This is a genomic window from Brachymonas sp. KE5 (assembly GCF_057773645.1).
This window is the reverse complement of the sequence record NZ_CM173463.1, coordinates 2541244-2556110: the sequence shown is the minus strand read 5'-3', so window position 1 is coordinate 2556110 and position 14867 is coordinate 2541244. Positions and strand designations below refer to the sequence as shown.

The following is a 14867-nucleotide window of genomic DNA, read 5'->3' as shown; positions in this document are numbered from 1 at the left end:
GTGCTTGCTGCTCTGTTGGTCAACCAAGGGGCGGTGTCCATCACGTTGACCATGGCAGCGACGGACCGCTGCAACTTTGGCAGGCAAGGTCACCGATTCCGCATCCCCCTGCGCACCAGCTTGCGCAACTCCCCATGCCACAGCACCGTACTCGCCATGGCCGCGCACAGCGCCCAATGCTCCGGCGTCAGCGGCGCCGTGCCAAACGCGGTATTCAGCCACGACACATGCACCACCGCCACCTGCAGCAACACCGAGAGCAGCACCGCGCCCCACACCCACGGATTGCTGCCCAGCCCGCGGAAGGCGCTGGTGTCTTCCGAGCGCACGTTGAAGCAATTGAACAGCTGCGCCAGCACCAGCACGGTAAATCCGGCCGTGCGCGCCGTGGTCAGGTCGTGCTCGCCGGGCAGCAGGCCGCCCGGCAGGAACAGGTCGATGGTCAGCAGCGTGGCCAGCGCCATCACCAGCCCGGTCTGGATCACGCCCGACCACATGGCGCCATCGATCACGCGATCGCCCAACTTGCGCGGCGGCCGGTGCATGGTGTTGGCGCTCGGCGGGTCCATGCCCAGCGCCAGCGCCGGCGCCGAATCGGTGATCAGGTTGATCCACAGGATCTGCGTGGCCAGCAGCGGCAGCACCAGCGCGCCCGCCGGGCCATGGCCATCGGCAGCCGTCAGCCCGATCACGCCGGCCCCCACCACGCCCAGAAACACCGTCAGCACCTCGCCCATGTTGGACGACAGCAGGTAGCGCAGAAACTTGCGGATATTGCTGAAAATCCCCCGCCCCTCGCGTACCGCCTGCACGATGGTGGCGAAGTTGTCGTCGGCCAGGATCATGCGCGCCGCTTCCTTGGTCACCTCGGTGCCGGTCACGCCCATGGCCACGCCGATATCGGCCGACTTGAGCGCGGGCGCATCGTTCACGCCGTCCCCCGTCATGGCCACGATATGGCCGTCGGCCTGCAGCGCCTGCACGATGCGCAGCTTGTGTTCCGGCGCCACGCGCGCATAGACGGAGGTGCTGCGCACCGCCTTGGCAATTGCTGCATCGCCGAGCGACAGCAGCTCGTCCAGCGCATCGCCGGTCAGCACCGTCTCGCCTGCCTCGATGATGCCCAGATCGGTGGCAATGCGCTGCGCGGTGCGCGGATGGTCGCCGGTGATCATGATCACGCGCACGCCGGCGGCGCGCGCCTCGGCAATGGCCTGCGCCGCCTCGGGGCGCGGCGGGTCGATGATACCGACCATGCCGGCCAGCACCAGGTCCTGCTCCAGTTCGGGTGAGGGCTGTGCCGCGGCATCGCCCGGCAGCACACGGTAGCCCACCGCCAGCGTGCGCAGCGCATCGCCCGACATCGCTTCTATATCGCGCTGGGCTTGCTCCACGGCGCCGTCGTCCAGCGGCTGCACCTCGTTGCCTACGCGCTGGTGCGTGCAGCGCTGCAACAGCACATCGGGCGCGCCCTTGGTCACCAGCAGGATGTGGTCGTGCTGCTTGTCGCGCACGATCACCGACATCAGCTTGCGTTCGGAGTCGAACGGAATCTCGGCCACGCGCTCGAAGCGCCCGCTGCGCGCACCCTCCACGCCCAGCTTGCGCTCGGCCACCAGCAGCGCCGCTTCGGTCGGATCCCCCTGGATCTCCCAGATGCCCTCGCCGCAGTCACGCAGCGTGGCATTGCTGGCGAGCGACCCGCCGGTCAGCACCGCGCGATGTTCGGAATGCAACGGCCCCTGCTCCAGCACAGCGCCTGCATGCTGTATTTGTCCGTCCGGCGTATAGCCCACGCCCGTCACATGGCTTTCTCCGGATGCGCTGATCACGCGCTCCACCGTCATTTCGGACTTGGTCAGCGTGCCGGTCTTGTCCGTGCAGATCACCGAGGCCGAGCCCAGCGTCTCCACCGAAGACAGCTTCTTCACGATTGCCTTGTGCTCCGCCATGCGCTGCACGCCCAGCGCCAGCACCAGCGAGAGGATGGCGGGCAACCCCTCGGGCACCGCCGCCACCGCCAGCGAAACGCCAAACAGCAGCGCCGTCACCACGCCCTGCAGCGAGTCCACATGGCCCACCCACAACAGCGTGCCGATCACCGCAACGGCAATCACGATCACGGCTATGCCCAGCATGCGGCCGATATAGCGCACCTCTTTCTGCAAGGGGGTGTCGTCTTCCTTCCCGGTGGCGAGCATATGGGCGATGGCACCCATTTCGGTGTCCATGCCGGTGGCGGTGACCACGGCCAGACCGGTACCGCCCGCCACTGCCGTGCCCTTGTAGACCATGTTCAGCCGGTCGCCCAGCGAGGTCGGCGCCTGCAGCACCGCCGCATCCTTCAGCACCGCCTCGCTTTCCCCGGTGAGCGAGGCCTCCTGCACGCGCAGCGCATTGGCCTGCAGCAGGCGCGCGTCGGCGCCCACGGCATCGCCTTCGGCCAGCACCAGGATGTCGCCCTTCACCAGTTGCTGGCTGGGCACGCGCGTTACAGCGCCGTCGCGCAGCACGCCTGCCGTCACCTCGGTCATGCGCGCCAGCGCTGCCGCCGCGTTCTCGGCCTTGGCCTCCTGCACATAGCCGATCAGCGCATTCACCAGCACCACGGCAGCAATCACCACCGCATCCACCGGCCAGCCCTGGTAGCCCTCGATGGCCCAGGCCCCCAGCGTGATCAGGATGGCTGCGAGCAGCAGGTAGATCAGCGGATCATGGAACTGCTGCAGGAACCTGCGCCAGCCCGGAACCGGCGCCACCGTGGCCAGTGCGTTGGGGCCATCCTGCTCCAGCCGGCGCGCCGCTTCGGCGCTGTCAAGACCGCGCTCGCAGTCGGTGCCGGCGTGCTGCAGTACGGCATCGGCAGGCAGCAGGCTCGGGTCGTCCTGCCGCAAGGGCGGATCGGCGGGGGCGGGCGTCTGCGCGTCGGTCGGCATCGGTCAGGGCACTCCTTGGTTTTTGCGGGGGAGCTGCCAGCCGGCTTGCAGGCCATGACGCAAGCCCGGCATGTCAGCCCAGCTCCTCGAGCATGGGATCGGTGGCTTCCAGCTCGTAACTGGCCGCCAGCATCGCCAGCCGCGCCACCACGCCGTACATGTAGAAGCGGTTGGGTGCGCTGGCACCGGGTTTCTTGCCCGGCTCCGGCAGCAGGTTGCTGTCGTCGAACGCCAGCGGCACGTAGCGTGCGCCGGGCGCGTTCAGGTTCTCGTCGATGCCGCGGTGCGCATGCACGCGGTAGAAGCCGCCCACCACGTAGCGGTCCAGCATGTACACCACCGGCTCGGCCACGGCATCGTTGATGCGCTCGTGCGTCAGGATGCCTTCCTGGATGATCACGTTGCTGATCGGCTGGCCGCCCTGGCGCAGCGGCACCGTCTTGCGCACGCGCTCTTCCAGCACATCCAGGTCGTGCATGTCGCGCACCGTGGTGATGCCCAGGCCGGAGGTGCCGTTGTCGGCCTTCACCACCACGAAGGGCTTTTCCTGGATGCCGTATTCCTTGTACTTGCGCCGGATGCGGCCCAGCAGCGCATCGGCATTGTTGCGCAGGCAGTCCAGCCCGGTGCTGCTGGCAAAATCCACCTCGCCGCACTGGTTGTACATGGGATTGATCAGCCAGGGGTCGATGCCCAGCATCTTGCTGAAGCGCTTGGTCACTTCCTCGTAGCTGGCAAAATGCCGGCTCTTCAGGCGCACATGCCAGCCGGCGTGCAGCGGCGGCAGCAGGTACTGCTCGTGCAGGTCTTCGAGGATGCCCGGGGCACCGCTGCTCAGGTCGTTGTTGACCAGAATGGTGCAGGGGTCGAAGCCCTTCAGCCCCAGCCGGCGCTCGCTGCGGATCACCGGCTCGAGCAGCACGCTGCCGCCGTTGGGCAGGGCAATCTCGGTCGGCTCCTTGATGTCCGGGTCGATAGAGCCCACGCGCACGTTCAGCCCAGCCATGCGGAAAATCCGCACCAGCTGCTCGATGTTGCACAGATAGAAGGTGTTGTTCTGGCGGTGGTTCTCCGGAATCAGCAGCAGGTTGCGCGCTTCGGGGCAGATCTTCTCGATCGCCGCCATGGCCGCCTGCACGGCCAGCGGCAGCATCGGCTCGCTCAGGTTGTTCCAGCCGTCGGGGTACAGATTGGTGTCCACCGGCGCCAGCTTGAAGCCGGCATTGCGGATATCCACCGAACAGTAGAACGGCGGGGTATGCTCCATCCACTCCAGGCGGAACCAGCGCTCGGTGGCCGGCATGGAGTCGATGATGCGTTGCTCTAGCTCGTTGATGGGGCCGGTCAGGGCAGTCACGAGGTGGGGAACCATGGGGGATCCTGTTCAGTGGGAAGGGTCATCTTACCGCGAACCGGTGTCATGAAAGCCGGTTGGGTCCGGGCAGATGCCATGTCGCGCGCGAGCCTGCCAGATGGGGGCGGCAGGCCCGGAATCCAAGATACCGCCCATAAGGGGGAGGCTGAAGGAAATTCAGCGCTTCCAGTAGGAGGGCAGCAGCAGCGCGAAGAAGCTCAGCAGCTCCAGCCGCCCCAGGATCATGCCGGCGCTGCAGACCCAGATCTGGAAGTCGGTCAGCGCCGCGTAGTTGGAGGTCGGCCCCACCTTGGCCAGTCCCAGCCCGGTACAGTTGATGCTCGCCAGCGTGGCGGCAAAGGCCGACACCAGATCCAGTTCGCTGGCCAGCATCAGCAGCGTCATGACCAGCACCGTGGCCACGTACAGCACGGTGTAGGCCACCACGGCGCGCACGATATGGTCGGGAATGCGGTTCTGCCCGATGCGCGGCGGCTGCACCAGACGCGGGTGCACCATGCGCTTCAACTCGTGCCGCGCCTGCTGGAACAGCACCAGCACACGCAGCGTCTTGATGCCGCCTCCGGTCGATCCGGCGCTGGTGGCGAAGCTCGACAGCAGCAGCATGAACATCGGCGCAAACGGCGGCCACAGCTCGAAGTTGGTGGTGCCATAGCCGGTGGTGGTGGCGATCGACACGGTGTGGAACATGCCGTAGCGCAGCGCCTTGAGCGGCTCGTAATGCCCCTCCAGCCAGATCACGAAGGACACCAGCAGGCCGCCGCCGACCAGGCAGATCAGCGTGATGCGCAGCTCGGGGTTCTTCCAGATGATGTCGCTGCGCTTCTTGCTGATGGAGGAGAAATACAGCGCAAAGTTGGCGCTGCACACCAGCATGGTGATGATGGCCACGGTCTCGATCGCGGCCGAGTCGAAGTAGGCAAAGCTCGCATCATGCGGCGTCAGCCCGCCCAGACTCACGGTGGTGAACATGTGCAGCACCGCATCCACCGGTGTCATGCCTGCCAGCCAGTAGCCGAAGGCGCACAGCACCGAGATGGTGGCATACACCAGCCACAGGCCCTTGGCCGTTTCGGCGATGCGCGGCGTGAGCTTGGTTTCCTTCATCGGCCCGGGCGACTCGGCGCGGAACAGCTGGCTGCCGCCCATGCCCAGGAAGGGCAGCACCGCCACCACCAGAATCAGGATGCCCATGCCGCCCAGCCACTGCAGGAAGCAACGCCACAGGTTGATGGAAACGGGCAGCTTGTCCACCCCCGACATCACCGTGCCGCCGGTGGTGGTCAGCCCCGACGTGGCTTCGTAGAACGCATGCGTGAACGACATGGGCTGGCCCAGCGCCTGCATGCCGAGCAGCAGCGGCAGCGTGGCGAACAGCGGCAGCATGCTCCAGGTCAGCACCACCAGCAGCACGCCGTGGCGCGGCTGCAGTTCGTCGCTGGCCGAGCGCGTCGCCAGCCAGAGAGCGCCCCCCGACAGCCAGGTCAGACTGACCGCCTGCATGTGCACCCACAGCAATCCGTCGTCGAACAGGGCAGAGGCACCCACGGGCAGCAGCATGGCGCCCGAGAAGAACATGATCAGCATGCCAAGCAGCCGCAGGACAGGAAGTACATCGCGCATGGCAGCCTCAGAAGAAGGTCGGCTTCACCCGGAACAGCTTTTCCACGGCGGGCACCAGACGGCGGTGCGGCACGAACAGCAGCACATGGTCGCCGGGCTGGATCACGGTGTCATCCGTCACGGACAGCACGAAGGGCGCGTATGCGCTGTCCGGGTCGTTCACGGCGGAGGCATCGTCGTCCGGCCGGCCGGTGTGCAGGTCGGGCAGGCCGCGCACGATCAGGCCGATGCGTACATCCTCCGGCATGGGGATCTGGCCCACGGTGCGGCCCACCACGCGCGAGGTGCGACGGTCGCCATGGGCCGCCAGCTCGATCGCCTCGGCATTGCCGCGGCGCGCGCTGTGCACGGCATACACATCGCCCTGGCGGATATGGGTCAGCAGTTCGCCCATCATGGCCTGCGCCGGCGCCAGGGCAATGTCGATCTGCGTGCCGTGTACCAGGTCGGCGTAGCTGCGCCGGTTCACCAGCGAGAGCACGCGCGTGGCGCCCAGCTGCTTGGCCAGCAGGCCGCCCATGATGTTGTTCTCGTCGTCGTTGGTCGAGGCCACGAAGAAATCCACCTCGTGGATGTTCTCGTCGCTCAGCAGGTCCTCGTCGGTGCTGTCGCCGTGCAGGATCAGTACCGATTCGTCCAGCTGCGTGGCCAGGTATTCGCAGCGCGCGCGGTTGCTGTCGATCAGCTTGAGGTGCACGTGCTTCTGCAGCACGCGCGCCAGGTGCAGGCCCACGTTGCCGCCGCCGGCAATCACCACGCGGCGCACCGGCGGGCTGGTGCTGTGGACCGACTTGAGCACGGCGCGGATGTCGTCGCGCGCCACGAAGAAGAACACCTCGTCCCCCGGCAGGATCACGCTGTCGGGCCTGCAGGGCACGAAGCGGTCGGGCTCGTTGGCAAAGCGGCGGTAGATCGCCATCACGTGCATGCTGGCGTCGGGCAGCAGCTCGGAAAAACGGCGGATGGGCTGGCCCACCATGGGCGCCCCTGCGGTGGCGCGCACCGACACCATGGAGGCCATGCCATGCGCAAAATCGCGCACCTGCATCGCCTCGGGATATTCCACCAGCTTCTGGATATAGCGCGTCACCGAGGCTTCGGGGCAGATCACGTTGCTCACGGCAAAGCCGTCTTCGCCCAGCAGTTCCATGTGCTTGGACCACTCGGTCGAGCGCAGCCGCGCGATGCGGTGCGGCGTATGAAAGCGCATGAAGGCGGTCTTGCACACCGTCAGGTTGACGGCATCGTCGGCCGCACAGGCCAGCAGCAGGTCGGCATCGTCGGCGCCGGCATCGGCCAGCACCGAGGGCTGCGAACCGTCGCCCAGAATGCCGCGCAGGTCGAAGCGCTCCTGCAGCTTGCCCAGCAGTTCCGGATCGTTGTCGATCACGGTGATGTCGTTGCGTTCCGAGACCAGGTGTTCGGCCACGCTCTCGCCGACGCGCCCGGCGCCGAGAATGATGATTTTCATGGGAACAAGTCCGGCTGTGAATCAGGCCCCTTCACGGGCGGTGCGGTAGGCGGCTGCCGCTGCTTCGCCGTGGGCGGCTCGGGGCTGGCCGGATGCCGGGGGTCGTCCCCTGCTGCTTCGAGTGTAGTGCGCAACGGGGGATTGGTGGCGGTTTCGGGCGTGGCTGCTTCGGCCTGATGTGCTGCGGCCACACTGGCCGCGCGGTCCGGAGCGGGATCCGTGGTGCCGGTGGCCTTCGGTACAGGGGCCGCTGCGGCCGGCGACTGCAGTGCCCCGTACATGGCACTGGCCAGCGCCGGATACAGCGGCCGGCTGATGCTGCGCGACACGATGCTGGCCACCATGGCTGAGGCCATCAGGCTCAGTACCATGGCGCCGCCGTCCACCATTTCCATCACGATGATGAAGGCGGTGAGCGGCGCCTGCGTCACCGCGGCGAGGAAGGCCGTCATGCCCATGGCCACCAGCGGTGCCATCAGCGGCATGTTGCCGCTGTATTGGGCCACGTCATAGCCGACGCCGGCACCCACGGCCAGGCTGGGCGCAAAGATGCCGCCCGGCACCCCGGACCAGGCCGTGAGCCAGGTGGACAGGAACTTGAACGGCACGAACAGCGGCGACGGCTCCTGCTGCTGCGCCAGCAGTTCGCGCACCGACTCGGCACCGCCGCCGAAGGTCTGCCCGTTGGTGGCCAGACCCAGGATCGCGATGATCAGCCCCAGCACCCCGGCAAAACGCAGCGGATGCCGCTTGCGCCAGCGGTTCAGCGACCAGCCGGTGCCCGTCAGCGCCAGCGTCATCAGGCGCGCAAACAGCCCGCCCAGCAGCCCGCACACCAGCGTCACCATCAGCCCCGGCAGCAGGATGGACAGACCCAGCGGCGGCACCTTGATAGTGCCGAGAAAATGGTTGTTGCCGAAGAAGGTGATGCCGACCAGACCGGCCAGCACGATCACCGCAATGATCAGACCGCTGCTGCGCGCCGGCATCTTTCGGCCCAACTCTTCCAGCGCGAACACCACGCCGGCCAGCGGCGCATTGAAGGTGGCGGCTAGACCCCCGGCGCCGCCGGCCACCAGCAGCGCATGCACGCCCAGATCGGTATCGTTGCGCAGCCAGCGCCGCGCATGCAGCATCACGCCGGCCGCCACCTGCACCGAAGGGCCTTCACGCCCGACGGACAGGCCCGCCATCACCCCGGCCGAGGCCAGCACGATCTTGGCAATGGAGAGCTTGAGCGAAACGAAGATGCTGCGCTGCGTGGCCGGCAGGGCCGGCTCCAGCGCCACCATCACCTGCGGAATGCCCGAGCCTGCCGCCTTGGCAAACCAGCGCTGCGTGACCCAGACAATGCCCATGATGCACAGCGGCGTCCAGATCAGCACTGTCCACCAGGCACCGTGGTACATGCCGAGAAACCAGGCAAAGCCGATATCCGTCAGCCAGGTGAACACCACCACGCTGAGGCCCGCCAGCGCCGCGTACGAGAGCACGATGGCCCGGTCCACCCACAGCCGCCCATGCGACAGCTCGCGGCGCATGTTCTGCCAGATATCGGGTTCGATGGGGTGCTGCGGATCGGACATGGCAAGAAAAAGCGGGCGCCCGTGACACAACGAGACGCCAGCCTCAAGCATAGCGCCGTCGGCGCCGCTGACGCAGGCTTACAGCCCCAGCATCAGCTGCAGATTCTGCACCGCCGCGCCGCTGGCGCCCTTGCCCAGGTTGTCCAGACGTGCCACGGCCACCGCCTGCTGCGCGCCATCGTTGCCATAGACCCGGATTTCCAGGTTGTTGGTGTCTTTCAGGGCCACGGCATCGAGCTTGTTGTCGGACGTTGGATCCGGCGCCGTCACGTACTGGCTGCCGTCATAGTGGCGGCGGTACACGGCGTGCAGATGCTCCACCGTCTGCTCACCCTTGAGCAGATCGAAGTGCAGCGGGAGTTGCACCAGCATGCCCTGGTCGAAATCGCCCACGCTGGGCACGAAGATCGGCTTGCGCGTGAGGCCGCTGTAGGCCATGATTTCCGGAATGTGCTTGTGCGACAGGCCCAGCGCGTACAGCTCGTACGGCGGCGCGCCGCCGGCCTCGTAGGCCTCGATCATCTGGCGGCCGCCACCGCTGTAGCCGCTCACCGAGGGCAGCGCCACCGGATAGTCGGTCGGCAGCACGCCGGCATCCACCAGCGGGCGCAGCAGGGCGATGGCGCCGGTGGCATAGCAGCCCGGGTTGGCCACGCGCTCTGCCTTGCGAATCGCCTCGGCCTGCTCGGCGTTCAGCTCCGGAAAACCGTACACCCAGTTCGGATCCACGCGATGCGCGGTGGACGCATCGATGATGCGCGGCTTGCGGCCGGGCAGGGCGTCGATCAGCGCCACCGACTCCCGTGCCGCATCGTCGTGCAGGCACAGGATCACCACATCCACTTCGCCCATCAGCTTCTGCTTGGCGGTCGGGTCCTTGCGCAGCGCCGGATCGATACTGACGACCTCGATGCCGGGCATGTTCGCCAGGCGTTCGCGAATCTGCAGACCGGTGGTTCCGGCCTCGCCATCGATGAAAATTTTGTGCACGGTCATTAGGGTTTTCCTCTAGAAAGCTGCTAGGCTGAATAAGCTGGCTGTAAGTAGTACATGATACATTTGTCGCCGGATTTTTTCCGTCCCGTACAGTCGCCTACAGGCCGGTTCACGGGCTCATTTTCCACTCACAAGAGAGATACCGCATGAAGATTCATGAGTACCAAGGCAAGGAGATCTTGCGTCAGTTCGGAGTGCCCGTACCGCGCGGCATTCCCGCATTTACCGTTCAGGAAGCCGTTGAAGCGGCCCAGAAGCTGGGTGGCCCGGTGTGGGTGGTGAAGGCTCAGATCCATGCGGGCGGCCGTGGCAAGGGCGGCGGCGTGAAGGTTGCCAAGTCCATCGACGACGTCAAGGCCCTGGCCGGCGACATCCTGGGCATGCAGCTCAAGACGCACCAGACCGGCCCCGAAGGCCAGAAGGTCCGTCGCCTGTACATTGAAGAAGGCGCCGACATCCAGAAGGAATACTACCTGTCCTGCGTGACCGACCGCGGCACCCAGAAGGTGGCCTTCATCGCTTCCAGCGAAGGCGGCATGGACATCGAGGAAGTGGCCCACTCCACCCCCGAGAAGATCATCAAGGTGTTCGTCGATCCCGCTACCGGCCTGACCGCCGAGCAGGGCGAGGAGCTGGCCAAGGGCGTGGGCATGCCCGAAGACTCCAAGGCGCAGTTCATCGACGTCTGCCAGAAGCTGTACAAGTGCTACATGGACACCGACGCGTCCCTGGTCGAGATCAACCCGCTGAACCGTGACAGCAAGGGCAACATCATCGCCCTGGACGCCAAGTTCAACTTCGACAGCAACGCCCTGTTCCGTCATCCCGAGATCGTCGCCTACCGCGATCTGGACGAAGAGGACCCGGCTGAAGTCGAGGCTTCCAAGTTCGACCTGGCCTACATCAGCCTGGACGGCAACATCGGCTGCCTGGTGAACGGCGCCGGCCTGGCCATGTCCACCATGGACACCATCAAGCTGTACGGCGGCGAGCCGGCCAACTTCCTCGACGTGGGCGGCGGTGCCACCACCGAGAAGGTGACCGAAGCCTTCAAGATCATGCTGAAGAACAAGAACGTGAAGGCCATCCTGGTCAACATCTTCGGCGGCATCATGAAGTGCGACACCATTGCCGAAGGCGTGGTGGCTGCTTCCAAGGCGGTCGGCCTGTCCGTGCCGCTGGTGGTCCGCATGAAGGGCACCAACGAAGACGCCGGCAAGAAGATCCTGGCCGAATCCGGTCTGCCGATCATCACCGCCAACACCATGGCCGAAGCCGCCGAGAAGGTCGTGGCCGAAGTCAACAAGGCCTGAGCCTTCCCGAAACCCATTCCGGAGCCCCATTCATGAGCATCCTGATCAACAAAGACACCAAGGTCATTACCCAGGGCATCACTGGCAAGACCGGCCAGTTCCACACCCGCATGTGCCGCGACTACGCAAACGGCAAGAACTGCTTCGTGGCTGGCGTCAACCCCAAGAAGGCCGGCGAAGACTTCGAAGGCATCCCGATCTACGCCAACGTGAGCGAAGCTGCCAAGCAGACCGGCGCTACCGTTTCCGTGATCTACGTGCCGCCGGCAGGCGCTGCCGCCGCCATCTGGGAAGCCGTTGAAGCCGACCTGGACCTGGCCATCTGCATCACCGAAGGCATCCCGATCCGCGACATGCTGGAAGTGCGCAACAAGATGAAGGCCAAGGAAGCCGCCGGCGGCAAGCGCACGCTGCTGCTGGGCCCCAACTGCCCCGGCACCATCACGCCCGATGAAATCAAGATCGGCATCATGCCCGGCCACATCCACAAGAAAGGCCGCGTGGGCGTGGTGAGCCGTTCCGGCACGCTGACCTATGAAGCCGTGGCACAGCTGTCCGAACTGGGCATCGGCCAGTCCAGCGCCGTCGGTATCGGTGGCGACCCGATCAACGGCCTCAAGCACATCGACGTGATGCGCATGTTCAACGAAGACCCCGACACCGATGCCGTGATCATGATCGGCGAAATCGGTGGCCCGGACGAGGCCGAAGCCGCCTACTGGTGCAAGGAAAACATGAAGAAGCCGGTGGTCGGCTTCATCGCGGGCGTGACTGCGCCTCCCGGCAAGCGCATGGGCCATGCCGGTGCGCTGATCTCCGGCGGTGCCGACACGGCCGAAGCCAAGCTCGCCATCATGGAAGAGTGCGGTTTCACCATCACGCGCAACCCGTCCGAGATGGGCAAGCTGCTCAAGGGCCTGCTCTGATCTGACGCAGCCGGCCGGTCTGCGGCGCCTGTACGGGCGCGCGGGCCGGATGCCTGCTGGCGCACCCAACCGCTGCTCCTCACGGCGCAGCGGTTTTTTTGTGCGCGCCGCAACGGTGCGCACGGGAATGGCCGCTGCATTCCGGTACATTCGAAGGGGAAAGAGTCAGCAACAGGGGCAGCGTCGGGTGGTACATCAGGCATCTTCCGGAACCGGACAGTCGCAGGGCAGGCGCTGGGCCATGCGCAGCCTCGAGTTCTGGCGGGCGGGTGCCTGGCGGCGCGTGCTGCTGGGCCTTCTGCCCTTGCTGGTGATGCTGCCGCACGCCATCGGCATCGTGCAGTACGGGATGGTGACGCGGCTGGAGCAGCAGGTGAATGACGTGCTGCTCATGCATGGCCGGGCACCGGCCACGCTGGATGAACGCATCGTCATCGTCGACATCGACGAACGCAGCCTGCTGCAGTATGGGCGCTGGCCCTGGTCGCGCAGCGTGCTGGCCACACTGAGCGAAGAATTGCTGCACCGCCAGCAGGTGGCGGTGGTGGGCTACGACGTGCTGTTTGCCGAGCCCGAGCGTGACGATACCATTGCACGCCTCGGCACCTGGCTGCGGGAGCAGCGCCTGTCAGGCCCCGTGCTCGAGGAGCATGTGAAGGAGCTGGAAGCGCGGCTGGACCGGGACGGCCTTCTGGTGAAAGCGCTGGCCGGCCAGCCCGTGGCGCTGGGATACTACTATTCGGACCGTCCGCCGGTAATGGAAACCGGGAGCCTGCCGCGGCCCCTGGTCGTCGAGCAGTTGCCGGGCGAGCCGGTCGAATTCACACGGGTGCCGCTGATGCAGGGCTATGCGGGCAACCTGCCGGAACTGGTGCGTGCCGTCGGTCACGGCGGCTTCATCAACGCAGAGATCGACAGTGACGGTGTGCTTCGCAGCATTCCGCTGCTGGCCCGCCGTGTGGAAAACAGGGTGACGGCCTACTATCCCGCGCTGGCGCTGGAGATGCTGATGATGGCCATGCAGGTGGACAGTGCCCGCATCGTGCCCCTGCAGCAGGAGGGGAAGGGGTCGCGAGCGCGCATGATCGGCCTGCAGCTGCAGCAGGATGGACGCAGCCTGACGCTGCCGACGGCAGTGGGGGGGCGTTTCCTGGTGCCGTTCCGCAAGGGCAGCGGGGTGCCCGGTGCACGCTACCGTTATGTGTCGGCCGGTGACGTGCTCGAAGGCAGGCTGGCGGAAGGCGAGTTGCGCCACAAGCTGGTTCTTGTGGGAACCACGGCACCCGGCCTGCGCGACCTGCGCGCCACGCCGGTCTCCACCTCGTATCCGGGGGTGGAGGTGCATGCCAGCGTGCTGTCTGCCATGCTCGATGGCGACTTTCTGCAGACGCCCGACTACAGTCGCGGCTATGCGACGGTGGCCATGGTCGTCGCCGTCGGCCTGCTGTTGCTGGTCATGGCGCGTGTCGGCATGGTGGGGGCGCTGCTCTGGAGCCTGGGTGTGGCGGCCGTGTTCGTGGCTTTCCACCTGCAACTCTTCCAGCGACAGGGCTTGATGCTGCCGCTGGCCTCGATTCTGCTGACCATCCTGCTCACCTACGTGCTGCATACCAGCGTGGGGTACTTTGTGGAGCGGCGCACCAAGCGCCAGCTGGTGGAACTGTTCGGGCACTACGTGCCTTCGGAGCTGGTCGCGCGCATGGCCAGCCAGCCCGAGCAGTACACCACGCAGGCCATCTCGCGCGAGCTGACGGTGATGTTCTGTGACCTGGAACAGTTCACGCCGCTGTCCGAATCCATGGACCCGCAGGCACTGCAGGCGCTGCTGAACGACATCTTCAACCGCATGGCAGACGTGATCGGGCCGAATCAGGGCACCATCGACAAGTACATGGGCGATTGCGTGATGGTGTTCTGGGGCGCACCCGTGGCGGATCCCGACCACGCATGGCATGCGGTCAAGACGGGCATCGAACTGGGCGTGATGCTGCAGCGCTTCAACTCCGAACGCGAAGCGGCCGGCCTGGCCCCCCTTGGGGCCAGCATCGGCATCAACACAGGCATGATGAGTGTGGGCGACATGGGTTCGGAAATGCGGCGCAGCTATACGGTGATCGGCGATGCGGTCAACCTTGCCGCACGGCTGGAGCCGCTGGCGGGGATCTATGGCGTGCCGATGGTGGTGGGTGAGCAGACGGTGCAGCAGGTGGCGCAATGCCACTGGCAGTGGCTGGATTGCATCCGGGTCAGCGGCAAGGCGCAGGCGGCGAACATCTATGCGCCTTTTACCGAAGATGCGCAGCTCGATGCCGATCAGCAACGCGAACTGGGTCTGTGGCACCAGTTCCGCGAGGCCTACCGCATGCAGGACTGGCCGCGCTGCAGCACCCTGCTCGCAAAGCTGCAGGGCCTGGCGCCGGGGCGTGTGCTGTACGGTGTGTACCGCGAACGCATCGACGCCTTCCTGAAGCAGCCGCCGGCACCGGACTGGGATGGCGTGACCCTGCAGCAGGACCTCAAGAGGCCGGCAGATGTGCGATATCTCACGGATCGGGCAGGATGACAGGACGGCGGAACAGCCGCACGGGCGTGGCCTCACGGACAATGCAGAAATGACCGTCTGACTCCTGCTGCGCTACCG

9 protein-coding genes are annotated in these 14867 nt (G+C 66.1%); 3 read left to right on the top strand and 6 right to left on the bottom strand.

All coding sequences use genetic code 11. From position 1 onward, the window contains the following. Window positions 1-89 precede the first annotated feature (89 nt). The 6 genes from ACX36O_RS12125 to argC all read right to left on the bottom strand — a co-directional run bounded on the left by ACX36O_RS12125 (window position 90) and on the right by argC (window position 9981). Window positions 90-2936, bottom strand: coding sequence for a cation-translocating P-type ATPase (locus tag ACX36O_RS12125; RefSeq protein WP_213361904.1), 2847 nt, complete (start codon window positions 2934-2936; stop codon window positions 90-92). Window positions 2937-3009: 73 nt separating this feature from the next. Beyond that, complete coding sequence (gshA, locus tag ACX36O_RS12120; protein WP_213361902.1) at window positions 3010-4308, bottom strand: glutamate--cysteine ligase; 1299 nt, start codon at window positions 4306-4308, stop codon at window positions 3010-3012. A gap of 159 nt (window positions 4309-4467) precedes the next feature. Further along, on the bottom strand, window positions 4468-5934 hold the full coding sequence (locus ACX36O_RS12115; RefSeq protein WP_213361901.1) for a TrkH family potassium uptake protein: 1467 nt from the start codon (window positions 5932-5934) through the stop codon (window positions 4468-4470). Window positions 5935-5941: 7 nt separating this feature from the next. Next, a complete protein-coding gene (trkA, locus tag ACX36O_RS12110; protein WP_213361900.1) occupies window positions 5942-7405 on the bottom strand; it encodes a Trk system potassium transporter TrkA in 1464 nt (487 codons plus the stop codon). Next, entirely contained in the window at window positions 7402-8991 is a 1590-nt protein-coding gene (locus ACX36O_RS12105) for a chloride channel protein (protein ID WP_488359837.1), read from the bottom strand. The genes trkA and ACX36O_RS12105 overlap by 4 nt, the downstream gene beginning before the upstream one ends. A 78-nt stretch (window positions 8992-9069) precedes the next feature. After that, window positions 9070-9981: an N-acetyl-gamma-glutamyl-phosphate reductase gene (argC, locus tag ACX36O_RS12100; RefSeq protein WP_488360239.1), complete on the bottom strand. Its 912-nt coding sequence runs from the start codon at window positions 9979-9981 to the stop codon at window positions 9070-9072. A 152-nt stretch (window positions 9982-10133) separates the two neighbouring features. Between argC and sucC the strand changes: the two genes are divergently transcribed. From sucC to ACX36O_RS12085, 3 genes are all read left to right on the top strand, one after another. Continuing rightward, window positions 10134-11300: an ADP-forming succinate--CoA ligase subunit beta gene (sucC, locus tag ACX36O_RS12095; RefSeq protein ID WP_213361897.1), complete on the top strand. Its 1167-nt coding sequence runs from the start codon at window positions 10134-10136 to the stop codon at window positions 11298-11300. Window positions 11301-11332: 32 nt separating this feature from the next. Further along, window positions 11333-12226 (top strand): succinate--CoA ligase subunit alpha, encoded by an 894-nt coding sequence (gene sucD, locus ACX36O_RS12090; protein WP_213361896.1) that lies wholly within the window; start codon window positions 11333-11335, stop codon window positions 12224-12226. A 241-nt stretch (window positions 12227-12467) separates the two neighbouring features. Beyond that, the gene (locus ACX36O_RS12085; protein WP_213361891.1) at window positions 12468-14789 is read left to right on the top strand and encodes a CHASE2 domain-containing protein; all 2322 of its coding nucleotides are present in this window, start codon (window positions 12468-12470) and stop codon (window positions 14787-14789) included. Window positions 14790-14867: the final 78 nt, after the last annotated feature.